This is a genomic window from Streptomyces sp. NBC_00988, assembly GCF_045162645.1.
Classification (GTDB): Bacteria; Actinomycetota; Actinomycetes; order Streptomycetales; family Streptomycetaceae; genus Streptomyces.
In genome coordinates, this window is record NZ_CP108730.1 from 4,166,693 (window position 1) to 4,189,548 (window position 22,856).

The 22,856-nt window shown below is 70.3% G+C and carries 21 protein-coding genes; 12 read left to right on the forward strand and 9 right to left on the reverse strand.

The features are described 5' to 3' along the window. Positions 1-85: 85 nt before the first annotated feature. On the forward strand, positions 86-2,122 hold the full coding sequence (locus OG496_RS18945; protein WP_405971692.1) for an NAD(+) synthase: 2,037 nt from the start codon (positions 86-88) through the stop codon (positions 2,120-2,122). A gap of 120 nt (positions 2,123-2,242) precedes the next feature. Continuing rightward, positions 2,243-2,656 (forward strand): peptidoglycan-binding domain-containing protein, encoded by a 414-nt coding sequence (locus OG496_RS18950; RefSeq protein ID WP_366491239.1) that lies wholly within the window; start codon positions 2,243-2,245, stop codon positions 2,654-2,656. Between the two features lie 62 nt (positions 2,657-2,718). Here OG496_RS18950 and OG496_RS18955 read toward each other — a convergent pair whose 3' ends face one another. From OG496_RS18955 to OG496_RS18970, 4 genes are all read right to left on the reverse strand, one after another. Next, complete coding sequence (locus OG496_RS18955; protein ID WP_405971693.1) at positions 2,719-3,933, reverse strand: MFS transporter; 1,215 nt, start codon at positions 3,931-3,933, stop codon at positions 2,719-2,721. A 98-nt stretch (positions 3,934-4,031) separates the two neighbouring features. Further along, positions 4,032-5,084 carry an endonuclease/exonuclease/phosphatase family protein gene (locus tag OG496_RS18960; protein WP_366491237.1) on the reverse strand — a complete coding sequence of 351 codons (1,053 nt, stop codon included), beginning with the start codon at positions 5,082-5,084 and terminating at the stop codon, positions 4,032-4,034. A 196-nt stretch (positions 5,085-5,280) separates the two neighbouring features. Then, on the reverse strand, positions 5,281-5,931 hold the full coding sequence (locus tag OG496_RS18965; protein ID WP_405971694.1) for a TetR/AcrR family transcriptional regulator: 651 nt from the start codon (positions 5,929-5,931) through the stop codon (positions 5,281-5,283). 54 nt (positions 5,932-5,985) lie between these two features. Further along, positions 5,986-7,575: an MFS transporter gene (locus OG496_RS18970; RefSeq protein ID WP_405971695.1), complete on the reverse strand. Its 1,590-nt coding sequence runs from the start codon at positions 7,573-7,575 to the stop codon at positions 5,986-5,988. 215 nt (positions 7,576-7,790) lie between these two features. Here OG496_RS18970 and panB point away from each other — a divergent pair, with 215 nt between their 5' ends. The 3 genes from panB (at position 7,791) to OG496_RS18985 (ending at position 10,713) form a co-directional block, all read left to right on the forward strand. Beyond that, positions 7,791-8,666, forward strand: a complete 876-nt coding sequence (gene panB, locus OG496_RS18975; protein WP_405971696.1) for a 3-methyl-2-oxobutanoate hydroxymethyltransferase — start codon at positions 7,791-7,793, stop codon at positions 8,664-8,666. A 206-nt stretch (positions 8,667-8,872) separates the two neighbouring features. Next, positions 8,873-9,892, forward strand: coding sequence for an ATP-binding cassette domain-containing protein (locus OG496_RS18980; protein WP_405971697.1), 1,020 nt, complete (start codon positions 8,873-8,875; stop codon positions 9,890-9,892). After that, positions 9,889-10,713, forward strand: coding sequence for an ABC transporter permease (locus OG496_RS18985; RefSeq protein ID WP_365299765.1), 825 nt, complete (start codon positions 9,889-9,891; stop codon positions 10,711-10,713). Before OG496_RS18980 ends, OG496_RS18985 begins: the two co-directional genes overlap by 4 nt. 52 nt (positions 10,714-10,765) lie before the next feature. Here the strand turns inward: OG496_RS18985 and OG496_RS18990 are convergent, their stop codons facing one another. Next, positions 10,766-14,074, reverse strand: a complete 3,309-nt coding sequence (locus OG496_RS18990; RefSeq protein ID WP_405971698.1) for a BTAD domain-containing putative transcriptional regulator — start codon at positions 14,072-14,074, stop codon at positions 10,766-10,768. Between the two features lie 277 nt (positions 14,075-14,351). On the opposite strand from OG496_RS18990, the gene OG496_RS18995 reads away from it, so the two are divergent. Next, a complete protein-coding gene (locus tag OG496_RS18995) occupies positions 14,352-15,152 on the forward strand; it encodes a site-2 protease family protein (protein ID WP_328683724.1) in 801 nt (266 codons plus the stop codon). Here OG496_RS18995 and OG496_RS19000 read toward each other — a convergent pair. From OG496_RS19000 to OG496_RS19010, 3 genes are all read right to left on the reverse strand, one after another. Next, entirely contained in the window at positions 15,142-15,312 is a 171-nt protein-coding gene (locus OG496_RS19000; protein WP_405971699.1) for a hypothetical protein, read from the reverse strand. The two genes, OG496_RS18995 and OG496_RS19000, sit on opposite strands and share 11 nt — an antisense overlap. A gap of 69 nt (positions 15,313-15,381) precedes the next feature. After that, positions 15,382-16,122, reverse strand: coding sequence for an NADPH-dependent F420 reductase (gene npdG / locus OG496_RS19005; protein ID WP_405971700.1), 741 nt, complete (start codon positions 16,120-16,122; stop codon positions 15,382-15,384). A 37-nt stretch (positions 16,123-16,159) separates the two neighbouring features. Continuing rightward, on the reverse strand, positions 16,160-17,233 hold the full coding sequence (locus OG496_RS19010) for an exo-alpha-sialidase (protein ID WP_405971701.1): 1,074 nt from the start codon (positions 17,231-17,233) through the stop codon (positions 16,160-16,162). A gap of 105 nt (positions 17,234-17,338) precedes the next feature. Between OG496_RS19010 and OG496_RS19015 the strand changes: the two genes are divergently transcribed. After that, positions 17,339-17,941, forward strand: a complete 603-nt coding sequence (locus OG496_RS19015; protein ID WP_405971702.1) for a hypothetical protein — start codon at positions 17,339-17,341, stop codon at positions 17,939-17,941. Between the two features lie 337 nt (positions 17,942-18,278). Continuing rightward, the gene (locus OG496_RS19020) at positions 18,279-19,604 is read left to right on the forward strand and encodes an MFS transporter (RefSeq protein ID WP_405971703.1); all 1,326 of its coding nucleotides are present in this window, start codon (positions 18,279-18,281) and stop codon (positions 19,602-19,604) included. Between the two features lie 93 nt (positions 19,605-19,697). Here OG496_RS19020 and OG496_RS19025 read toward each other — a convergent pair whose 3' ends face one another. Next, positions 19,698-19,925 (reverse strand): hypothetical protein, encoded by a 228-nt coding sequence (locus OG496_RS19025; RefSeq protein WP_327404556.1) that lies wholly within the window; start codon positions 19,923-19,925, stop codon positions 19,698-19,700. 58 nt (positions 19,926-19,983) lie between these two features. Between OG496_RS19025 and map the strand changes: the two genes are divergently transcribed. The 4 genes from map to OG496_RS19045 all read left to right on the forward strand — a co-directional run bounded on the left by map (position 19,984) and on the right by OG496_RS19045 (position 22,838). Beyond that, entirely contained in the window at positions 19,984-20,841 is an 858-nt protein-coding gene (map, locus tag OG496_RS19030) for a type I methionyl aminopeptidase (RefSeq protein ID WP_366491227.1), read from the forward strand. Between the two features lie 137 nt (positions 20,842-20,978). Continuing rightward, entirely contained in the window at positions 20,979-21,626 is a 648-nt protein-coding gene (locus OG496_RS19035; RefSeq protein ID WP_405971704.1) for a heme oxygenase (biliverdin-producing), read from the forward strand. Between the two features lie 136 nt (positions 21,627-21,762). Continuing rightward, positions 21,763-22,521, forward strand: coding sequence for a hypothetical protein (locus OG496_RS19040; protein ID WP_405971705.1), 759 nt, complete (start codon positions 21,763-21,765; stop codon positions 22,519-22,521). Beyond that, positions 22,518-22,838, forward strand: coding sequence for a hypothetical protein (locus OG496_RS19045; RefSeq protein ID WP_405971706.1), 321 nt, complete (start codon positions 22,518-22,520; stop codon positions 22,836-22,838). The genes OG496_RS19040 and OG496_RS19045 overlap by 4 nt, the downstream gene beginning before the upstream one ends. The last annotated feature ends 18 nt before the right edge of the window (positions 22,839-22,856 follow it).

The following is a 22,856-nucleotide window of genomic DNA, read 5'->3' on the forward strand; positions in this document are numbered from 1 at the left end:
TGTAATGGGGTGGCGTGGGGTGCACCACACCTCGCGCCACCCCATTGTGTCGCTCTGACGATTACGGGCGATTACAGTGGACCCCGTGCCTCCACTGAACTTCTGGTCGATCTATCAGCACGGCTTCGCCCGCGTCGCCGCCTGCACGGGCCACACCGTGATCGCGGACCCGCACGCCAACGCCGAGGCCGTCCTGCGCCACGCCCGCCGGTGCGACGAGGAGGGCGTCGCCGTCGCCGTCTTCGCGGAGATGGGCCTGTGCGGCTACTCCATCGAGGACCTGATCCTCCAGGACGTCCTCCTGGACCAGGTCGAGGAGGCGCTACGGGACGTGGTGACGGGGTCGGCGGACCTGCTGCCGGTGCTGGTCGTCGGCGCCCCGCTGCGCCACCGCAACCGGATCTACAACTGCGCGGTGCTGGTGCACCGGGGCCGGGTCCTGGGCGTCGTACCGAAGTCGTACCCCCCGAACTACCGCGAGTTCTACGAGCGCCGCCAGATCGCCGACGGCGCCGACGAGCGCGGCGGTTCGATCCAAGTGGGCGGCGAGAGCGTGCCGTTCGGGGTGGATCTGCTGTTCGCGGCGCAGGACGTACCGTCCCTCGTGCTGCACGCGGAGATCTGCGAGGACATGTGGGTGCCGGTGCCGCCGAGCGCGGAGGCGGCCCTCGCGGGCGCGACGGTCCTCGTCAACCTCTCCGGCAGCCCGATCACGGTCGGCCGCGCCGAGGACCGCAAACTGCTCTGCCGCTCGGCGTCCGCCCGCTGCCTCGCCGCGTACGTCTACGCGGCGGCCGGCCTCGGCGAGTCGACCACCGACCTGTCCTGGGACGGCCAGGCGATGATCTACGAGAACGGCGCACTGCTGGCCGAGACGGAACGCTTCCCGCTGGGCGACGAGTACGCAGTGGCCGACGTCGACCTCGACCTGCTCCGGCAGGAACGGCAGCGGATGGGCACGTTCGACGACAACCGCCGTACGCACAGCGCGAGGACGGCCGACTTCCGCACGGTTTCCTTCGAACTCGCCCCGCCGCTCACCGACTTGGGACTCCGCCGCCGCCTGGAACGCTTCCCGTTCGTGCCGGCCGACGCGGAACGCCTCGCGCAGGACTGCTACGAGGCGTACAACATCCAGGTCGAGGGCCTCCAGCAGCGGCTCGCGGCGATCGGCGGCCCGAAGGTGGTCATCGGGGTGTCCGGCGGCCTCGACTCCACGCACGCGCTGATCGTCGCCGCACGGGCGATGGACCGCGCGGGGCGCCCGCGCAGCGACATCCTGGCGTGGACGCTCCCCGGCTTCGCGACCAGCGACCACACCAAGGACAACGCCCACGCGCTGATGCGGGCGATCGGCGTCACGGCGGCCGAGCTGGACATCACGCCGACGGCACGGCTGATGCTGAAGGAGATGGACCATCCGTTCGCGTCGGGCGAGCCGGTGTACGACATCACCTTCGAGAACGTGCAGGCCGGGTTGCGCACGGACTACCTCTTCCGCCTCGCCAACCAGCACAACGGCATCGTGCTCGGCACAGGTGACTTGTCCGAGCTGGCGCTCGGCTGGTCCACGTACGGCGTGGGCGACCAGATGAGCCACTACAACGTCAACTCCGGCGTCCCGAAGACCCTGATCCAGCACCTCATCCGCTGGGTCGTCAGCAGCGACCAGTTCGACGAGGAGACCGGCAAGATCCTCACCGCGATCCTCGACACGGAGATCAGCCCGGAGCTGGTACCGGGCGAGGAGATGCAGTCGACGGAGTCGAAGATCGGCCCGTACGCGCTGCACGACTTCACGCTGTTCCACGTCCTGCGCTACGGGTTCCGCCCGTCGAAGATCGCGTTCCTGGCGTGGCACGCGTGGCACGAGGTGGGGGCGGGGGCGTGGCCCCCTGGGTTCCCCGAGGCCAAGCGGGTCGCGTACGACCTTCCCGAGATCCGGCGTTGGCTTGAGGTGTTCTGCCGGCGCTTCTTCGGCTTCGCACAGTTCAAGCGGTCGGCGATGCCCAATGGGCCGAAAGTTTCGGCGGGGGGGTCGTTGTCGCCCCGGGGGGACTGGCGGGCGCCGTCCGATGGGTCGGCTACGGCTTGGCTGCGGGATCTGGAGCGGTTCGACTAGGGCTGTTCCGGGACGCGGCCGGCAGCTTTCGTCCTCGGCTTACCGGTGTGGGGTTGGTTCATGGTGAGGACCTGAGTGAGGGTGTTCCGCGACGTCCACCCTCACCCGTAACGAGGTCCGATGAGACAGCCCCGCCTGCTCCGCCGTGCCACGGTGACCCTGGCCGCGGCCCTCACCGTGGGGCTCGGCACGACGACCGCCCATGCGGACCCCGGAATCCCGGACATCGGCTACGGGCACGCCAACAACCCCGAATCGGTCGGCTGTGTGCAGTTCTTCGTGAACAACTACCTCGACCTGCACCTCCTGGTGGACGGCAAGTTCGGCCCGCAGACCGAGCTGGGGGTCGAGAAGCTCCAGAAGTACTCCAACTACCACTGGGCCACGACCCAGTTGGCGGTCGACGGGATCTTCGGCAAGAACACGGGCGAGGTCGTGCTCAAGCACATCAAGCGGTACCCGCTGTCGATCGACTACCGGAAGGCCACTCGCTGCGCACACGAGGTGCCTTCGTACGGCGTCATCCTCAACTGACGCCCGTCGGGCGGCCGGTACCCCTCCCAACCGGCCGAGACGGGTGGGAGGGTGGGCAGAGGTCAGGGGTGCAACGCCGGTGCCTGTTCGGGGACATGGGTTGCGACCACGCGCTCGCGCCCCGGTACTGCTCGACGCCGGTCGACGCTCCACGCCGTACCTGCAACTCCCAACCCCAGCACAGCCAACACCGCACCGGCCAGCGCAGGCGACGTAGCGCCGAAGCCTGCCGCCAAGGCAAGGCCGCCGATCCAAGCGCCGCCCGCGTTGGCCAAGTTGAAAGCCGCCTGGTTCGCCGAAGACGCCAACGACGGGCCCGCCGACGCCTTCTCCATCACCATCAGTTGGAGCGGGGAGCCCGTTACGAACGCCGCCATGCCCAGTAGGACGACCGCCAGTGCCGCCGTCCACTCCGTCGTCATCAGGAGGGGGAACAGGGCCAGGACGACGGCCAGGGACGTCAGGCCGCCGAACAACGTGCCGCGGAGGGAGTGGTCCGCCAAGCGGCCGCCGACCAGGTTGCCTGCCGTGGCGCCCACGCCGAACAGGGCCAGCAGCAGTGTCACGCTGCCCTCCGCGAAGCCTGCCGCGTCCGTCAGCATCGGGGTGATGTAGCTGTACGCCGAGAAGAGCGCGCCGAAGCCCGCCACCGTCGTGCCCAGCGCCAGCCAGACCGGGAGGGAGCGGAGCGCCGCCATCTCGCGGCGCAGGCCCACCGCGGGCGCCTGTGCGTGGTCGTGCGGGATCAGTAGCGCCAGCGACGCTATCGCCGCGACGCCGATCACGCTGACGCCGAGGAAAGTGGCCCGCCAGCCCAGGTGTTGGCCCATCAGCGTGGCCGCCGGTACGCCCACGATGTTGGCGACCGTGAGGCCCAGGAACATCAGGGAGACGGAGCGGGCCTTGCGTTCGGGCGCGACCATCGTCGTGGCGACCACCGCTCCCACGCCGAAGAAGGCGCCGTGCGGCAGGCCGCTCAGGAAGCGGGCCGCGAGGAGGTAGTCGTAGTTCGCGGCGAAGGCCGAGAGGACGTTGCCCGCCACGAACAGGACCATCAGGCCGATCAGGACCGTGCGGCGGGACAGGCGGGCCGTCACCGCCGCCAGCAGCGGGGCGCCGATGACGACGCCCAGCGCGTACGCCGAGACCAGGTGGCCCGCCGTGGGGATGGAGACGTGGAGGTCGTCCGCGACCTCGGGCAGGAGGCCCATGATCACGAATTCGGTGGTGCCGATACCAAAAGCGCCGACGGCCAGAGCGAGCAGGGCCAGGGGCATGGAAGTGCCTGTGCCTTTCGAGGGAGAGCGGAGTTCCGTACTGCCAAGCTTAAGTTCATTTACGGAACAAAGACTCCCAGGCCCGCTATTCCACGAGGTTAAGAGCTCGTGTCGAGGTTCACACGGGCCGCGATCGGGAGATGGTCGCTGCCCGTCTTCGGGAGGGTCCACGACGTCACCGGTTCGACGCCCTGGACCATGATCTGGTCGATCCGCGCCATCGGGAACGACGCCGGCCAGCTGAAGCCGAAGCCGCTGCCCGCCGCGCCCTGCGTGGAGCGCATCTGGGAGGTGACGGCGTTCAGGGAGCGGTCGTTCATCGTGCCGTTGAGGTCGCCGAGGAGGATCTTCCGCTTGAGCGGCTCGGCGGCGATGGCCTCACCCAGCGCGTCGGCGCTCGTGTCGCGCTGCCGGGCCGTGAAGCCGGCCTCGATCTTCACCCGCACCGAGGGGAGGTGGGCGACGTAGACCGCGATCTGGCCCTCGGGGGTCGCGACGGTGGCGCGCATCGCGCGCGTCCAGCCCAGCTTTATGTCCACGGCCTTGATGCCGCTCATCGGGTACTTGCTCCACAGCCCGACCGTGCCCTCGACCGAGTGGTACTTGTACGTCGACGCGAGTGCCTTCTCGTACGTCGGGACCGCCGAGGCCGTCAGTTCCTCCAGGGCGACGATGTCCGCGCCGGACGCGGCGACGTCGCGGGCCGTACCGGACGGGTCGGGGTTCTCCGCGTTGACGTTGTGCGTGGCCACCGTCAGGTCGCCGCCGGTGCCGGTCTTGTCGCTGAGCAGCAGGCCGCCGAAGAGGTTCAGCCACACGATCGTCGGGAGGACGACGGCGATGAGCGCGGTCGCCGACTTCCGGACCAGGCCGAGGACCAGGAGGACCGGGATCGCGAGCCCGAACCACGGCAGGAACGTCTCCGTGAGGCTGCCGAGGTTGCCGATCCGGTTCGGGATGCGTGAGTGCAGGAACATGACGAGGGCGAGGAGGATCGCCAGCGCGGCGAGGACCAGGCCCCGGCGCCAGATCCTCGGGTCGCCGCGCCAGCCGCCGGTCAGTCTGTTCCACAGGCGCCGAAGCCGGGATCCGCGCGGCTCGTCCCCCGAGCCGCCGTCGTCCGTCTCCGTCACATACGCCTGCTGTGCCATACCGTCGCCTCACTACCTGCCGTGCACACCATCGTCCCCGCGCCTACGACCCTAGGGGATGATCGGTTCCGATCCGCCGTCCCATGACGGCCGTACGGGCACGAGGACGAACAAGTCGGTGTCCGGAGTTCCGAACACGCGCGGCCGCAGTGCCTTCTGTGACGGAACGCGCACATTCGCGCGCCGCACACACCGACTACGAACTGACGGGTCGCAGGGCCACCAGCACCGTGTCCACGAGGAGTTCCGACAGGCCCTCGGGGAGGTCCGCGTCGAAGCGCATGACGGTGCGCAGGAGCATCGGGCCGACCAGCATGTCGTTCATCAGCTCGGCGTCGATGTCGGTGCGGAGTTCGCCCCTCTCCTGTGCTCGGCGCAGGAGGTCGACCTGCTTGCGGCGACGGGGTTCCACGACCGTCGCGTGGTAGGCGGCCCACACCTTCGGAGTGCTCTTCATCTGCGCGAAGACGTTGTGCAGGAGCGCCGAGGACCGGGTCAGCAGGCCGCGCTGGCGCAGCTGTTCCATCATGGCCACGAGGTCGTCGCGCAGCGAGATGCCGGGCAGTTCGGGGTCCTGCGGCTCGGCCTCGCGGACGACGTCGACGAACAGTTCCTCCTTGCCCGGCCAGCGGCGGTAGATGGTGGCCTTGCCGACTCCGGCGGTACGGGCGATGCGCTCGATGGAGAGTTCGGCCAGCGGCACGCCGTCCTCCAGGAGCTTCATCACGCCCTCCGTGATGGCCCGTTCGACGGCCTCGCTGCGTGGACGCCCTCTGGTGGGCGCACACGCCCGGGTCCCGCTGTCGGTGCCGTTGTCCGTACCGGTGCCGTTGTCGGCAAGGCTCACTTCACTCCGTCCCTTCCGCTGTTCCCCCGTTCCCGTCTCAGGTGATTGTCGTCGCTATTCCCCTACGACGACCAACTCCGGCTCCTCCTTGCCCTCCTGAGGGACCGGAGGCCTGCCGGGCAGGAACAGGAACGCCACTACGGCGCCGATGACCGCGACGCCCGTGCCGCACAGGGCGGTGACGTGCATGGCGTGCAGGAACGCGTCGTTGGCCGGGGTGACCAGGGCCCTGCCCTGCGGGCCGAGCTTCGCGGCGACACCGAGAGTGGCCTCGATGGACTCGCCGGCGGTGTCGCGCAGTGCGGCCGGCACCGAACCGAGCTTGCCCTCGATGCCGTTGCGGTACGCCGTGGACAGCACCGAGCCGAGGACGGCGATGCCGAGGGCGCCGCCGACCTGGCGGAAGGTGTTGCTGAGCGCGGACGCGGAGCCCGCCTTCTCGCGCGGCAGGGCCTGCATGATGACGACGCTGGTCGGGGTCATGACGTGGGCCATGCCGGCGCCCATGAGGAAGAAGATGACCTCCAGGATCCAGATCGGCGTGTCCGCCTTGAGGGTCGCGAAGGCGGCGAGCATCCCGGCGAGCACCAGCAGGCCGACGCCGGTCGTGATCCTGTTGCCGAACCGGTTGACGACCAGCCGGGCCCGCGGCGCGAAGATCATCTGCGCGGCGGCCAGCGGCAGCATCAGCAGGCCGGTCTGCAGCGGCGAGTAGCCGCGCACGCTCTGGGTGTAGAAGACCGAGAAGAAGGTCACGCCCATCAGCGCGAAGAAGACCAGCGCGATGGCGGCGATCGCGGCCGAGAACACCTTGTTCTTGAAGTACGTGACGTCGATCGACGGGTGGTCGCTGCGCTTCTCGAACCAGACGAACCCGGCGAGGACCACGACACCGGCGATGATCGTCGCCAGCACCTTGGGCGCCGTGAAGTCGGCGAGCTCGCCGCCCTCGATGATGCCGTAGACCAGCAGGACCAGGCCCACGACGGACAGGACGACGCCGACCGGGTCGAGGCGGCCGGGCTTGGGGTCGCGGGAGTCGGGGACCAGCCAGATCATCAGGGCGAGGGCGATCAGCACGATCGGGACGTTGATCAGGAAGACCGAGCCCCACCAGAAGTGGTCGAGGAGCACGCCGCCGGTGATCGGGCCGATCGCGATGGCCAGGCCGACGCCGCCGGCCCAGATGCCGATGGCCTTGGGCTGCTCGTCGCGCTCGAAGACGTTCATGAGGACGGCGAGGGTGGCGGGCATCACGAACGCGGCGCCCAGCGCCATCAGGGCGCGGTAGCCGATGAGTTGGTCCGGCGAGCCGGACTCGGCGGCGAGCGCGGAGCCGATGCCGAACACGACGAGTCCGCCGAGCAGGACCTTCTTGCGGCCGATCCGGTCACCGAGCAGGCCCGCGGTGAACAGCAGACCGGCGAAGACGAGGGTGTAGGCGTTGATCGCCCACTCCAGCTCGCTCTGTGTCGCGCCCAGGCCGGTCGGGGCCGGGGTGGAGATGGTCTTGATGGCGACGTTGAGGATCGAGTTGTCGAGCACCACGATGAGCAGGCTCAGCATCAGCACGCCGAGGATGGCCCAGCGGCGGCGGTGCACCGCTTCGGGTATCCGGGTGCCAGGGACGGGTGGAGTGGTCATGCGGTCCAGACTAGGGAGCCGCTGGCCAATTACGATACGGGTCCGTGCCGTATCGTAAATATTTTACTCAGGCCTTACGTACTGGACTGCGTACCGGTCGGGACGTGACGGGGGCGACGGGGGTCCCTCTGGCCCTCTGTGGCACGAGGTGCCACCATGGAGGGGATCTGGGGACGCCGTAAGGGTGCCTCAAGATGACTGAAGGAGCCGTTGCAATGACGCAGCTTTCGGCTGCCCAGGCTGGCAAGAACAGCTCCTCCGACGGCAGCAAGGCGCTGTACGGAGGCAAGGGCACACGACGTATCACCGTCCGGGACATCGCCCTCGCCAAAGAACGCGGCGAGAAGTGGCCCATGCTCACCGCCTACGACGCGATGACCGCGTCCGTCTTCGACGAGGCCGGGATCCCGGTCATGCTCGTCGGGGACTCGGCGGGCAACTGCCACCTCGGGTACGAGTCGACCGTGCCCGTCACCCTCGACGAGATGGCCATGCTGTCCGCGGCCGTCGTACGGGGCACGAGCCGTGCCCTGATCGTCGCCGACCTGCCGTTCGGGTCCTACCAGGAGGGGCCGGTGCAGGCGCTCCGCTCGGCGACCCGGCTGGTCAAGGAGGCGGGCGTCGGGGCCGTGAAGCTGGAGGGCGGCGAGCGGTCGCACGAACAGATCCGGTTGCTGGTCGAGTCCGGGATTCCGGTCATGGCGCACATCGGGCTCACCCCGCAGTCCGTGAACTCGATGGGGTACCGGGTGCAGGGGCGCGGCGAGGAGGCGGCTCAGCAGTTGCTGCGGGACGCGAAGTCCGTGCAGGACGCGGGCGCGTTCGCGGTTGTACTGGAGCTGGTTCCGGCGGAGTTGGCGGCCGAGGTCACTCGGGTGCTGCACATTCCCACGGTCGGGATCGGGGCCGGCGTCGAGACGGACGCGCAGGTGCTGGTGTGGACCGACATGCTGGGGCTGACCGGCGGGAAGATGCCGAAGTTCGTGAAGCAGTACGCCGATCTGCGTCAGGTCATGGGCGACGCGGCGAAGGCGTTCGCGGAGGATGTCGTGGGCGGGACGTTCCCGCTTGAGGAGCACTCGGTCCACTGACCGGGTCTGGCCCATCTGAACCATTGCGGCACCATGGCAGCCCGCCGATCTTCCCCCGTCGGCGGGCTGCCCCTTTGCCGCCTGCCGCCCGTCTCGGTCGGCCGAGAAGTGCACGTACAGACGCCGTCGGTCACGTGTAGGTGGCTGTCGGCGGCTGTCGGTGGGATGTAGGCGTTCTGTCGGCAGACCCTGGCACTGTCATCCGCATGACGCGAATCGACAAGAATTCCGGCGGCGCGGCCGTGTCCGTGCGGGGGCTGGTCAAGCACTACGGCGAGACCAAGGCGCTGGACGGCGTCGACCTGGACGTCCGGGAGGGCACCGTGATGGGTGTGCTCGGGCCGAACGGTGCCGGTAAGACCACCCTCGTACGGATCCTGTCCACGCTGCTCGCCCCGACCTCCGGCGACGCCACCGTCGCCGGCTACGACGTCCTGCGCCAGCCCCGCCAGCTGCGCCGGGTGATAGGCCTCACCGGCCAGTACGCCTCCGTGGACGAGAAGCTCCCGGGCTGGGAGAACCTGTACATGATCGGGCGGCTGCTCGACCTGTCCCGCAAGGACTCCCGGGCCCGCGCCGACGAACTGCTGGAGCGGTTCTCGCTGACGGACGCGGCCAAGCGGCCGGCGAGTACCTACTCCGGCGGTATGCGGCGGCGGCTCGACCTGGCCGCCTCGATGATCGGGCACCCGCAGGTGCTGTTCCTGGACGAGCCGACCACCGGGCTCGATCCCCGCACCCGCATGGAGGTGTGGACCGAGGTGAAGTCCATGGTCGGCGGCGGTGTGACCGTGCTGCTCACCACCCAGTACATGGAGGAGGCCGAGGCGCTCGCCTCCGAGCTGACCGTCGTCGATCACGGCAAGGTCGTGGCGAGTGGTGCCATCGATGAGCTGAAAGCCAGGGTCGGGGGGCGGGCGTTGCGTGTTCGGCCTGCCGATCCAATGCAACTGCGGCCGCTGGCACGGGCGTTGGACGAGTTGGGCATCACCGGACTCGCCACCGTCACCGTCGACGTGGAGAGCGGAACCGTCCTGGTGCCGATCCTCAGCGACGAGCAACTGACCGCCGTGGTGGGCGCGGTGAGCGCCCGGGGCATCACCATCGCCTCCATCACCACCGAACTCCCCAGCCTGGACGAGGTGTTCCTGTCTCTCACCGGACACCGCGCCAGCGCCCCGCAGGACTCCGTGCCCACCCACGACCGCGAGGAGGTCGCCGTATGAGCGCCGTCACCGTGAGCCCCGCCGGCGTATCGGCGGCGGACCCCCGTATCCCGCTGCGCAACCATCTGCGCCACACCGGCGCGCTGATCCGCCGCAACCTGCTGTGGATCCGGCAGGACCCGGAGTCGATGTTCGACGCCATCCTGTTCCCGGTCATCTTCACGCTGCTGTTCGTGTACGTCTTCGGCGGCTCGATCGGGCAGTCGCTCGGCGGCGGGCAGGAGGCGTACGTGCAGTACGTCGTGCCCGGTCTGCTCGCCATGATGGGCATGAACATGGCCCAGGGGGTCGGCACCGGCTTCAACACCGACTTCCACACCGGGGTCATGGACCGGTTCCGGTCGCTGCCCATCGGGCGTGCCTCGGTGCTGATCGCCAAGATCTCGGTCGAGATGATGCGGATGCTGGTCGCGTCGGCCGTGCTGATGGTCGTCGGTGTCCTCGTCGGCTTCCACATCCACCACTGGCTCGGCATGTTCGCCGCGATCGGACTGTCCGCGGTGTTCGGCTCGGCCCTGATGTGGGTGTTCCTCACCCTCGGCGTGACCATGAAGAGCGCGCAGTCCGTGCAGGCCATGGGCTTCCTGGTGCTGATGCCGCTGCAGTTCGGCTCGTCGATCTTCGCGCCGACCGGGTCGATGCCGGGCTGGCTGCAGAACTTCACCGACTACAACCCGCTGTCCGCCCTGGCCGACGCGGCCCGCGGGCTGATGGTGGGCGGCCCGGTCGCCCACGGCGTGCTGCTGACGCTGGCCTGGTCGGTGGGGCTCACCGCGGTGATGGCCCCGATCTCGATCTACAAGTTCCGCACCAAGACCTGACCGCGCCGGACCGGTACGCACCACAGTCGCGTCCCACCGGTACGCGTCGGCGTCACACCAGGGCGGCGGCCTCCTCCACGGAGAGGCCGCCGCCTTCGGCGTACCCGGCCGCGCAGGTCTCGTAGGCCTCGTCGCCGAGCGCGGCGCGCGCGCACCGCTCGGCCCGGAGGTAGACCTCGCGCTCCATCGACGTCGCGACATGCGACGGCGGCAGCAGCGCCCGCGCCGTGACGAGGCAGCGGACAGCGTCACGGGCCCGGCTGCCGCCGTCGATCTCGGCGAGGGCGATCGCGGCCACTCCCAGGTACAGCGGGGTCATGTGCGGGGCGATGGCCTCGGACAGCGGGTCGCCCGCCCGCCGCAGCGCCCCCCGGATCTTGTCCAGGGCCTCGTCGTGGTCGCCGTCGACCGTCGCCACCCAGGCCTCCAGGCCGAGGATGTACGCGTCGAACACGACGAAGTGGGAGATGGAGAACTGCTCGCGCAGCAGGCGCAGTTGCTCGCGTGCCTCCGCGGGCCGGCCGGTCAGGGCGAGGTAGCCCGCGAGGAACATCCGGGCGGCGGGCATCGCCTCGTTGCCACTGCCGTACGGCTGGTTCTCGACCACCTCGCGCAGGATGCGCTCGCCCCGTTCGGTCTCGCCGCCCTCGACGAGCACGCTGCCGAGCCGGGCGCCGAGCACGGCCGTCTGGCCGTGGGCGCCGAGCTGTTCGGCGCGTTCGATCGCGGCCTCGTAGTCGGCGGCGGCGAGCCCGAACTCGCCGATGCGTTCCCGGGCTTCGGCCCGTGCGGAGAGCGCCTCGGCGGTGCCCCAGGCGTCGCCGAGCCGGCGGAAGATCTCCAGCGACTCGTCGGCGTCTCGGACCGCGTCGCCCGCCCAGTCGCTGCGGTTGGCGAGCATGTTGGCGCGCATCTGGAGGGTGGTGGCCAGCTCCCACTCCATGCCGGGGGTGGCACGGCAGGTGTGGACGCCGGCTTCGAGGATGCCCGGCAGCCGCTCCACGTTGCCGGTCATCAGCACGGCGTAGAACCAGAGCATGCCGGGGGTACGGCAGGTCTGTGGCTGGCCGGGTTCGTAGACCTCGGTGATCAGGCGGAGTTTCTCCTTCGCCGCCGGTGCCTCCCAGGCCTCCAACTCCGTGTCCATCCAGCCCAGATGGGCGAGATGGACGCCGCGTCGGGCCTCGGCGAGGAGTTCGCCGGTGAGTGGGGGCGGGACGTCGGTGCAGCGCTGCCAGACGGGTTCGGCGCGCTGGACGGGGGCGGTGAAGGGGTCGGGGCCCAACGCCATCACCTCGACGCACCAGTTGCGGGCCTCGATGCGGACGTCGCGCATCTGCCAGTACCAGACCAGCGACAGGACGAGGCAGATCGCCTCCTGCTCGTCGCGCTCGGCGACGGCGTGCCGCAGGGCGGTGCGGAGGTTCTCGTATTCGAGCTCCAGCCGTCCTACGGCGGCGAGTTGGCCGGGGCCGCGCAGCAACGGGTCGGTGGTGCGGGCGAGTTCGCGGTAGTACGTCAGATGGGCGCGCTCGGCGCGGGGGCGGCGGCCGGCCTCGTCGAGGCGTTCGCCCGCGTACTCGGCGACGGTCTCCAGGAGCCGGTAGCGCATCTCCCCCTCGCCCGAAGGGGCCGCCACCACAAGGGACTTGTCGACGAGGGAGCCGAGCGTCTCGAACGCGACGGGCCCGCACACGGCCTCGGCGGCGGCGAGGTCGCAGCCACCGGCGAAGACGGACAGGGTGGTCAGCACGTCCCGTTCGTCCGCGTCGAGCAGGTCCCAGGACCAGTCGACGACGGCCCGCAGGGTCTGCTGGCGGGGCAGCAGCGTACGGCTGCCCGAAGTGAGCAGCCGGAAGCGGTCGTCGAGCCGGTCGGCTATCTGACGCGGCGTCAGCATCCGTAGCCGGGCGGCCGCCAGCTCGATGGCGAGGGGCAGTCCGTCGAGACGCCGGCAGATCTCGGCGCAGGCCTCGGGGTCGTCCTCGACGCTGAACCCGGGCCGGGCGGCGGCCCCGCGGTCGGCGAGCAGCCGTAGCGCGACGGGGTCGGGCAGGGGTTCCACCGGGCGCAGCAACTCGCCCGGTACGCCCAGGGGTTCGCGGCTGGTGGCGAGCACGGTGAGGCCGGGGCAGCGCTCCAGCAGGGTCTCCACGAGGCGGGCGGCGGCGTCCACGACGTGCTCGCAGTTGTCGAGGACGATCAGCATCCGGCGGCTGCCGCAGTGTTCGGCGAGCCGGTCGACGGGGGCGTCGTGCCGCTCACCGCCGGCGGCCCGGATCGCCTCGGCGCCGGCGCCGTACATCACGGTCTCGCGCGCGCCGACGGCAGTGAGCACGGCCGTCGGTACGGCGTCGGGGTCGTCCACGGGGGCGAGTTCGGCCAGCCAGACCCCGTCCCGCGCCGCGTCCCGCACCCCCTCGGCGGCCTCCTGCGACAACCGCGTCTTCCCGGCCCCGCCGGGCCCGAGCAGCGTCACCAGCCGGGCCGAGGCGAGATCACCCCGGATGGCATCGATGTCGGCCTCCCGGCCGACGAAGGAGGTGAGGCGGGCGCGGAGGTTGCCGGGGGGCGGGGTGGCTCGGGGGGAAGGTGCGACTGCGGGGGTGGAGGTGGACGTACTGGGCGCGGGGGCGAGGCTGAGCAACTCCCCGTGCAGCGACCGCAGTTCAGGCCCCGGGTCCGAGCCCAGCCGGTCCGCCAGGAGCTGTCGTACGTCCTCGTAGGCGGCCAGTGCCTCCGCTGTGCGGCCCGTCGCGCGGAGGGCGCGGAGGCGTAGGGACTGGAGGGGTTCGTCGAGGGGGTGGGTGTCGCAGAGGGCGGTCAGTTCGGGGAGGGCGGTGTCCGCGTCACCGAGGGAGACGGCCGCGGTGAGGCGGGCGCGGCGGGCGTCGAGGTGGCGGGTCTCCCAGCGGGCCGCCTCCGCCGTGCGGTCAGGGAGGTCGGCCAGGGCCGGGCCGTTCCACAGGGCCAGCGCGTCGTCCAGGACCTCGGCCGCCTTCGCGGGGTTGCCGTCGGCCAGCGCCCGCAGCCCCTCCCCCGTCAGCCGCTCGAAACGGTGCAGGTCGATGTCGTCGGGGGCGGCGGCGAGCCGGTAGCCGCTCTCCGCCGAGGTGATCGCGTCGGCGCCGAGCGCCCGGCGCAGCCTGCCCACCAGCGCCTGGAGTGCACCCGTGGCGTCGGCGGGCGTGTCCACGCCCCAGACCTCGTCCACCAGGAGGCTCGCGGGTACGGCCTTGCCGGGGCGCAGGGCGAGCACGGTGAGCAGGGCGCGCAGCCGCGCCCCGCCGACCGGGACGGGCGTGCCGTCGGGGCGGAGTGCCTGGGTGGTGCCGAGAATGCGATAGCGCACGGGGTCCATTGTCTCCGGTGGCGTGGAAAGCGGTCACGGGGTTACGGCGGCGCGGCGCCGGACGCGGCACGACGACCCGAGAAGCCCCCCAAGAAGCCCCCGAGGGGTGACGGGGTCGTAGAACGCGTGTCAGAGTCCCATGTCCCCACCTTCCCCCGTCCCCGGCCCCGTTCCCTGCCCCTTCCCCTACCTTCCCCGGAACCGACGGCCGCTCGCGAGACGTTTTCCCCTAGTGCCCGGTACCGTCGGGCTTCGCGTCCACCGACCCAGCAGGGAGCCCGCCCCCATGACCGCCACCACCACCCGCCCCAGTGACCGGCGGATCAGTCCCGTCTTCATCGGGATCCTGGCTGTCACGGCGGTGACCGGCTGGGCCACCTGGACCGGGTTCGCCGAGCAGCCGGGCGTCGCCGTGTTCCTGTTCGTGACGGCGGCCTGGATCGTCTCCCTGTGTCTGCACGAGTACGCGCACGCGCGCACCGCGCTGCACAGCGGTGACATCTCGGTCGGCTCGAAGGGCTATCTCACCCTCAACCCGCTGAAGTACACGCACGCGCTGCTCAGCATCGTGCTCCCGGTGATCTTCGTCATCATGGGCGGCATCGGTCTGCCCGGTGGCGCGGTGTTCATCGAGCGGAACCGGATCCAGGGCCGGTGGAAGCACAGTCTGATCTCGGCGGCGGGTCCGCTGACGAACGTCCTGTTCGCGGCCGTGTGCACCGCGCCGTTCTGGCTGCACTCGCTCGACGGGGTGCCGCGTGACTTCCGGTTCGCGCTGGCGTTCCTCGCGCTGCTCCAGGTCACGGCCGCGCTGCTGAACTTCCTGCCGGTGCCGGGCCTGGACGGCTACGGCGTGATCGAGCCCTGGCTGTCGTACAACATCAAGCGGCAGGTGGAGCCGTTCGCGCCGTTCGGCCTGCTGTTCGTGTTCGCGCTGCTGTGGGTGCCGTCGATCAACACGTACTTCTTCGACGTGATCGACGCGATCCTGCGCGGGCTGGGCATCAGCGACTTCGAGACCTACTGCGGCCAGAACCTGTACCGCTTCTGGCAGGGCACCAACGAGTTCTGCTCGATCAACGGGTGACCGAGCGGCCGCGCTTCAGGTAGTACCAGCACATGTTGGACGAGAGGCCCGCGAGCAGTACCCACACGATCCCGATCCAGTTGCCCTGCACGAAGGAGACGACCGCCGCGGCCACGGCGAGCAGGCAGACGACGAGGGCGTAGAGGGCGAGGCGGGGCATGGGTTCGGCTCCTGTCGGCAGAACAAAGGGGACACCGGTGGTCGGTTGCCACCAGTGTCCCCCACCCGCTCAGACGTCCGTGACGCGCAGGCCCGCGTGTGCCTTGTAGCGGCGGTTGACGGAGATCAGGTTCGCGACCAGGGACTCCACCTGGTGCGCGTTGCGCAGCCGCCCGGCGAAGACACCGCGCATGCCGGGGATACGGCCGGCCAGCGCCTGCACGATCTCGACGTCGGCGCGCTCCTCTCCCAGCACCATCACGTCCGTGTCGATCTCGGCGATCTCCGTGTCCATGAGCAGCACGGCCGACAGGTGGTGGAAGGCGGCGGCGACCCGCGAGTCGGGCAGCAGGGCGGCGGCCTGTTCGGCGGCGCTGCCCTCTTCCGGCTTCAGCGCGTAGGCGCCCTTCTTGTCGAAGCCGAGCGGGTTGACGCAGTCGACGACGAGCTTGCCGGCCAGTTCCTCGCGCAACGACTCCAGGGTCTTGCCGTGGCCGTCCCAGGGCACGGCGACGATCACGACGTCGCTGCGGCGCGCGGTCTCCGCGTTGTCGGCGCCCTCGACCCCGTGGCCGAGCTCGTCGGCGGCGGCCTGCGCGCGGTCGGCGGCGCGGGAGCCGATGATCACCTTCTGGCCGGCCTTGGCGAGCCGGTAGGCGAGGCCCTTGCCCTGCGGCCCGGTCCCGCCGAGCACGCCGACGACCAGTCCGGAGACGTCGGGGAGGTCCCACGGGTCCTTGGCGGGGGCCTTCGCGGGGGCGGTCCCGGAGGCCGTCGCGGGGGGCTGTGCAGCACTGTCGGTAGAGGTCATGGGCCGACTTTACGTCCGCCTCCGCACCCGTATCGGCTCAGGTGAGGTCCGTCACGGGGACCCGTCGGAAGGTGATCGTCTCGTACGGCCCGAAGTCGCCGGTCTCGTAGAGGAGTCCGACCGTGTCGTCGTCGATCCGTACGAGGTCGGAGTAGGCGGCGGGCAGTCCGTCGACCGTGTGCACGGGGCGCCAGGTGGTGCCGGCGTCGGTGGAGGCGCGCAGGGTCATCAGGGCGCGGGCGGCCGGGTCGCCGGGGCCGGAGTACAACAGCACGTCGGGGTCGCGGAGTTGGAGGACGCTGGCCTCGCAGACCGGGGCGGTGAGGCCGGTCTGCGGGCGGAAGGGCTCCACGAGGGTCGTGCCGCCGTCCGCCGAGTACGCGTCGGCGCGGTGACCGGGGGCCGTCGCGTCGTTGCGGGTGTTGAAGTAGACGCGCCCGTCGGGGAGTTCGGCGGCGGTGGTCTCGTTGCAGTTGATGTAGCCGTCCGGGTTCTCGTCGAGGTAACCGAGGGACCAGGTCTCGCCCTTGTCGTCGCTGAGCAGACAGTGGCCGCTGTTGTACTTCGCCTCATTTCCTACGTCCTTGCCGGTGGGCGGGATCGTGTGGTTGGCGGCGACGACCACACGGCCGGTGCTCAGCTGGATCGCGTGCCCGGGCGTGGTGGCGTACCAACGCCACTCGGGCTTCTTCACCTGCGCGGTGATCTCCTTCGAACTCGACCAGGTGACACCGTCGTCGTCGCTGTAGCGCACCCAGATCCGCCGCCCGTCGGCCGCCGACACCTGGCCGCGCAGGATGGCGTCCTCGGTGGCGGTGGCGGTCGCGCGGACGTACACGAGCAGGATGCGGCCGGTGTCGAGGACGACGGGGGCCGGATTGCCCGCGAGATGGGGGCCGTTGGTGGCGGCGGCGGTGAGCGGGCCCCAGGTGCGGCCGCCGTCCGTGGAACGCCGTAGGACGATCTCGATGTGGCCGTGGTCGCTCGCGGAGTCGACCCGGCCCTCGCAGAACGCCAGGACGGTGCCGGCGGAGGTCACCACCACCGCCGGGATCCGGTAGCTCGCGTAGCCTCCCTGGCCTGCGACGAAGGGGACGGTTACCTCTGTCATGAGTTGACTCCTTGTGTGGCCTATGAGCCCGCACCATCCCCAAGTTGGGCGAATTCGTGGTGAACTCCACGTCACGAACGGCCGGTTGAGGCAGGATGCGCGGACATGGATGCCGTACGGGTCGCGCTGTTGCGTGAAGTGCTCGCCGGGACCGAGTGGTTGGGGGCGACGCGACGGTTCGCGGGGGTGTTGCGCGGGTCGGTGGTGTCGCACGGGGGTGGGCTGCTGCTGGTGGGCACGCCGGCTTACGAGCCGTGGCATCTCGCGGCGCATCTCGTCGACGAGGCGGCCTGGTCGGGTACGCCCGAGCTGGCACCGACTCTTGTACGGCATGACGCGCGTCCCTCGGATCCGGCGCACCTGGCGGTCGGGCTCGGCCGGATCGAGGCGGCCCGGCGTGGTGAGACGCTGCTGGTGGTGTCGGCGGAGGGCATTGGGGACCCCCTCCTGGAGCGGGTGCACGACGCCCGCCGGGCCGGGGCGACCGTCCTCTCCCTGGGCTCCGAGAACCGCGAACTCGCCGCCCTGGCCCACGAGTCGCTCCCCGTACCCGAGGGCACGGACCTGGACCTCGACACCGTGCAGCACCTGGTGAGCGCGGCGGCCGGGGAGAACGTGCTGCCGGCGACGCGGGGGCGGCGGCGCTTCCGTGACCGGTTGTCCCGCCTGACGGACCATTTGACAGCACCGCCGCCTGCGCCCTGGTAGGGGGTTGCCCACCCACCCACCCGTGTCGGCCAGTCGAGAAGTGGACGAGAGACGCGGCATCAGACCACCGCCACCTCCAAGTGACCGCGGCGCGTCGTCACCGCCACCGGTTTCCCACCCACCCACCCGTCTTGGTGAGTTGAGAAGTGGACGAGAAAAGCGGGGGACCAAGCCACCGCCGCCACCAAATGACCGCATCGGATCGTCACCGCCAACTCCCCACACCGCCCGGCCATCGACCCCCCACCCACAACCCGACGAAATCCAGTCCCCCCGACAACACCACCCGCGAAAATCCGCTTGCCACCCCCACCCCCCACCCCGACCATTGCCCCTCGTGACCGACAGCGCGGATCCCCCCGCCGAACCCCCCACGGGCCTCCGCGCCCTCCTCCCCGATCTCGCCCCCTGGCACGCCTCCGCCGACTTCCGCAGGCTCTGGATCGCGGGGCTGGTCTCGAACTTCGGGACTTTCCTGACGTTCGTCGCGCTTCCGGTGCAGATCAAGGAACTCACCGGCTCCGCGGCGGCGGTGGGCGCGGTCGGGGCCGTGGAGCTGGTGCCGTTGATCGTGTTCGGGCTCTACGGCGGCGCGCTCGCGGACGCGTGGGACAAGCGGAAGTTGATCATCTGGACCGAGGTCGGACAGGGCGTGCTCTGCGGGGCGCTGCTGTTCAACTCGCTGTTGCCGCACCCCGCCGTATGGCCGCTGTACGTTTTCGCCGCCCTGACCTCCGTCCTCGGCGCGATTCAACGCCCCGCGCTGGACTCGCTGTGGCCGCGGATCGTGGCGCACGAGCACATGACGGCCGCGTCCGCGCTCAACTCCCTGCGCTGGACGGTCGGCGGGGTCACGGGACCGGCGCTGGCGGGGGTGGTCGTGGCGTTCGCGGGGCTGCCCTACGCGTTCGCGGCGGACACGCTGACGTTCGCGGTATCCGTCGTCCTGATCTTCCGTATCGCCGCCTCCCCCGGCGTCCACGAGGCGCAGAAGCCGTCGCTGAGGTCGATCGCGGAGGGCGCCGGGTACGCCTGGAGCCGTAAGGAACTCCTCGGGACGTACGCCATCGACCTCGCGGCGATGTTCTTCGCGATGCCGCTGGCGGTGCTGCCGTTCCTCGCCGATGATCTGCACGCCCCGTGGGCGCTGGGGCTGATGTACTCGACCGTCCCGGCCGGTGCCCTGCTGGTGAGTGTGACCAGCGGCTGGACCTCGCGGATCCACCGGCACGGGCGGATGGTGGTGCTGGCGGCGGCGCTGTGGGGCGCGGCGATCGCCTGCGCGGGCGCGGTCGCCAACGTGTGGCTGGTGCTGCTGTTCCTCACCGTCGCGGGCGGTTGCGACATGGTCAGCGGCATCTTCCGCGGGGTCATCTGGAACCAGACGATCCCGGACGAGCTGCGCGGCCGGCTCGCCGGGATCGAGCTGCTGTCCTACTCGGTGGGCCCGCAGCTGGGCCAGGTCAGGTCCGGTGGCATGGCCGCCCTGTCCGGGGTGCGGACCTCGGTGTGGGCGGGCGGGCTGATGTGCGTGGGCGCGGTGGGGCTGCTGGCCGTGGGACTGCCGAAGCTGATGTCGTACGACGCGCGGACGGACGAGCACGCACTACGGCTGAAGGCGCGGCGCGCGGCGGCGACTCCTACGACCCCTGCCGACGCCTGAGCGGTCGCCGCCGGTGCCCGCCGGTGCCCGCCGGTGCCCGCCGTAGCGCGGCCTGGTCAGGTCACCGCCGGTGCCCCTCGTGGCGCGAACTGATCAGTCGTCGTCGGTGCCCTTGGTCGCGTCGTGCCACTTGGGGTCGTTCTCCCACTCCAGGTTGCGCTCGCGGGCCGTCTCCATCGCGTGCTCGGCCTCGGCGCGGGTGGTGTACGGCCCGAACCGGTCCTTGGCGGGGCACTCCGGCCCCTCCTCGACCTTCTTGTGTTCGAGGCAGTAGTACCACTCGCCGGGCTTCCCGACCGTGCGCTTCTTGAACAGGGCCATCAACGGCTCCTTTCCCTACGGCCATGTTCCCCCATGTCCGCTGGTTAGACTCGCTGGCATGTCTGGCCAGTCGCTGCTCGTACCAGGGGAGCTCTCCCCCACCCGTCCCGTGCCCGGAAACATCCGTCGCCCCGAGTACGTCGGCAAGCCCGCGCCGACCCCGTACACCGGGCCGGAGGTGCAGACCCCCGAGACGATCGAGGCGATGCGTGTCGCCGGGCGGATCGCCGCGCGGGCGATGGCGGAGGCCGCGAAGATCATCTCGCCGGGGGTGACCACGGACGAACTCGACCGCGTGGCGCACGAGTACATGTGCGACCACGGCGCCTACCCGTCGACGCTCGGCTACCGCGGCTTCCCCAAGTCCCTGTGCACCTCGCTCAACGAGGTGATCTGCCACGGCATTCCGGACTCCACGGTGCTGCGCGACGGCGACATCATCAACCTCGACGTGACGGCGTACATCGGCGGGGTGCACGGCGACAACAACGCGACCTACCTGGTCGGTGACGTCGACGAGGAGTCCCGGCTGCTGGTCGAGCGCACCCGCGAGTCCCTGGACCGCGCGATCAAGGCGGTCCGTCCCGGCCGCCAGATCAACATCATCGGCCGGGTCATCGAGTCGTACGCCAAGCGCTTCGGGTACGGCGTGGTCCGGGACTTCACCGGCCACGGCATCAACTCGTCCTTCCACTCCGGCCTGATCGTCCCGCATTACGACAGCCCGCACGCGACGACGGTCATCCAGCCCGGGATGACGTTCACGATCGAGCCGATGCTGACGCTGGGGTCGTACGAGTACGACATGTGGGACGACGGGTGGACGGTCGTCACCAAGGACCGGAAGCGGACGGCCCAGTTCGAGCACACGCTGGTGGTGACGGAGACGGGGGCGGAGGTCCTGACGCTGCCGTAGGGCTCCTGCTGGGCTCCCGTGCCTGGTCACGACGGTCCGCTCTCTCGTGGAGCGGGCCGTTTTTCTTGTACGCTTTTACCGACAGGGTGTCGGCAACCTGTTGACTTAGGTAAGCCTTGCCTTAGAGGATAGGGCCCATGGACTCCTTCTCGACAGTCATCCGCACCGCGTCCCACGAACAGCACGTGGAGGCCGAGACCTCCACCTTCATGAGCGATCTGCTCGGCGGCCGGCTGGGCGTGGACGCGTACGCCCGGTACACCGAGCAACTGTGGTTCGTCTACGAGGCGTTGGAGACCGGGGCGGAGCGCCTCGCGGCGGATCCGGTGGCCGGGGCGTTCATCCAGGCCGAGTTGTTCCGGCTGCCGGCGCTGGAGCGGGACCTTGAGCATCTGCGGGGCGCGGACTGGCGGTCCGGGCTGACCGCGCTCCCTTCGACCCAGGCCTACGCGGACCGGGTGCGGGAGTGCGCGGAGTCGTGGCCGGCCGGGTACATCGCCCACCACTACACGCGCTACCTCGGGGATCTCTCCGGCGGACAGATCATCCGGGACAAGGCGGAGCGGACGTGGGGGTTCTCCCGCAAGGGTGATGGCGTGCGGTTCTACGTGTTCGAGGGGATCGGCAACCCGGCGGCGTTCAAGCGGAGTTACCGCGAACTGCTGGACGCCGTTCGGGTCGACGACCTGGAGAAGCAGCGGATCGTGGCCGAGTGCAGGCGGGCGTTCGCCTTGAACACCGGGGTCTTTCGGGCTCTGGGCGAGGAGTTCCCGCTGTCGGCATGAGCGTTGCCGGGAGCTGCGCCCCGCCCGGACCGCTCAAGTCTCCCCGATGAACGGGGCATTCAGCCGGAAAGCGGCCGGAACCGCGCCGAACTCCCTACACTCGAAGGCACGGAGTGGTCCTCGGGGGAGGCAGGTCATGGCCATTGAACTGGCGATCGCGCTGGGTGCTCTCGTAGCACGCACGGCAGTCGCCCAGCTGGTCGCCGGTCAGGCCATGGACAACGCGGCCTGGGCCGGTGCGGCGAGTCAGGTCGTGGACGTCCTCGTCACCACGGCGACCCGGCAGGAGTCCGGCCTCCAGCAACTCGGCCAGGGATTCGAGGTCCTGGGGCGGAAGATCGACGCCGTCGGCAAGCAGGTCGGTGACATCCCCGGGCGCGAGTTCGAGGAGTACATGGCCGCCGGACGCAGATATGTGCGCGACCTGCCCGACACCTGGCGGAGCGCGAGGGACCGCCGCGGACTGATCCAGGACGCCCGCCGCGAGTTCGTCCACGCCTACGGCATCGCCGAGCACATGAGGTCACCTCACCGTCAGGCGCTGGCGGATGTGGCGATCGCGGGCTGCTGGCTGTGGGTCCCCTCACTGCCGGATGTGCGGAAGACGATCGGGGCGGCCCGCCAGATCCTGGAGACGGAACTGCTCCGCGGCTCGACGCTGCCCACCAAGTCGTACGCGGACGTGCTGGACCTGTGCCGGTCCTACGGCGAGCAGCCGCGCACCGCCGTCGACCCGATCCTGCCCGCGCCGGGCCAGGCGCCCACGCCGTTTGCCCGCCTCGCTGTCCGTGCGCCGTACGGGAGTTGGGTCACCTGTGCGGGGATCGACGTACGGATCGACGCTCTCACGGACGCCGTCGCGGAACCGATACCGATCAGTCGTCAGCACTGGTGATTCGCTCCAACGCCCTGGAAGTCGCCCCCGCGCCCCGGCGAAGGGTGCGGGTCCAGGTACGGAACAACCGGGCCGAGTGGATCGCGCTCCGCCTGAGCTCCCGTGCCGTCCTCGCCGACTTGCCCACCGCGGCGAACACCCTCCAGGCCACGAACCGGGTCAGGCCCGGAACCACAGAAACCCTCGACCTGACCGCGCCGCCGTCGCCCTCGCCGTCGCCGTCGGCCCCGGCCTACCGCATCGGCTCCCCGCTGATCATCAGCCCGTTGCTCACAGCGGTTCCCAAGGCCCCGGTGATCGGCTTCGTGCTGGACTGACGAGGTCTTCCGGCAGAG

Excerpts from the sequence above, each read along its gene's own strand:
- npdG (WP_405971700.1), bottom strand. The coding sequence starts at position 16,122 with ATGACCTCTACCGACAGTGCTGCACAGCCCCCCGCGACGGCCTCCGGG.
- OG496_RS19035 (WP_405971704.1), top strand. The coding sequence starts at position 20,979 with ATGGACTCCTTCTCGACAGTCATCCGCACCGCGTCCCACGAACAGCAC.
- OG496_RS19040 (WP_405971705.1), top strand. The coding sequence starts at position 21,763 with ATGGCCATTGAACTGGCGATCGCGCTGGGTGCTCTCGTAGCACGCACG.
- map (WP_366491227.1), top strand. The coding sequence starts at position 19,984 with ATGTCTGGCCAGTCGCTGCTCGTACCAGGGGAGCTCTCCCCCACCCGT.
- OG496_RS19025 (WP_327404556.1), bottom strand. The coding sequence starts at position 19,925 with ATGGCCCTGTTCAAGAAGCGCACGGTCGGGAAGCCCGGCGAGTGGTAC.
- OG496_RS18950 (WP_366491239.1), top strand. The coding sequence starts at position 2,243 with ATGAGACAGCCCCGCCTGCTCCGCCGTGCCACGGTGACCCTGGCCGCG.
- OG496_RS19000 (WP_405971699.1), bottom strand. The coding sequence starts at position 15,312 with ATGCCCCGCCTCGCCCTCTACGCCCTCGTCGTCTGCCTGCTCGCCGTG.
- OG496_RS18985 (WP_365299765.1), top strand. The coding sequence starts at position 9,889 with ATGAGCGCCGTCACCGTGAGCCCCGCCGGCGTATCGGCGGCGGACCCC.
- OG496_RS18995 (WP_328683724.1), top strand. The coding sequence starts at position 14,352 with ATGACCGCCACCACCACCCGCCCCAGTGACCGGCGGATCAGTCCCGTC.
- OG496_RS19015 (WP_405971702.1), top strand. The coding sequence starts at position 17,339 with ATGGATGCCGTACGGGTCGCGCTGTTGCGTGAAGTGCTCGCCGGGACC.
- OG496_RS18970 (WP_405971695.1), bottom strand. The coding sequence starts at position 7,575 with ATGACCACTCCACCCGTCCCTGGCACCCGGATACCCGAAGCGGTGCAC.
- OG496_RS18960 (WP_366491237.1), bottom strand. The coding sequence starts at position 5,084 with ATGGCACAGCAGGCGTATGTGACGGAGACGGACGACGGCGGCTCGGGG.
- OG496_RS18990 (WP_405971698.1), bottom strand. The coding sequence starts at position 14,074 with ATGGACCCCGTGCGCTATCGCATTCTCGGCACCACCCAGGCACTCCGC.
- OG496_RS18955 (WP_405971693.1), bottom strand. The coding sequence starts at position 3,933 with ATGCCCCTGGCCCTGCTCGCTCTGGCCGTCGGCGCTTTTGGTATCGGC.
- OG496_RS18980 (WP_405971697.1), top strand. The coding sequence starts at position 8,873 with ATGACGCGAATCGACAAGAATTCCGGCGGCGCGGCCGTGTCCGTGCGG.
- OG496_RS19010 (WP_405971701.1), bottom strand. The coding sequence starts at position 17,233 with ATGACAGAGGTAACCGTCCCCTTCGTCGCAGGCCAGGGAGGCTACGCG.
- panB (WP_405971696.1), top strand. The coding sequence starts at position 7,791 with ATGACGCAGCTTTCGGCTGCCCAGGCTGGCAAGAACAGCTCCTCCGAC.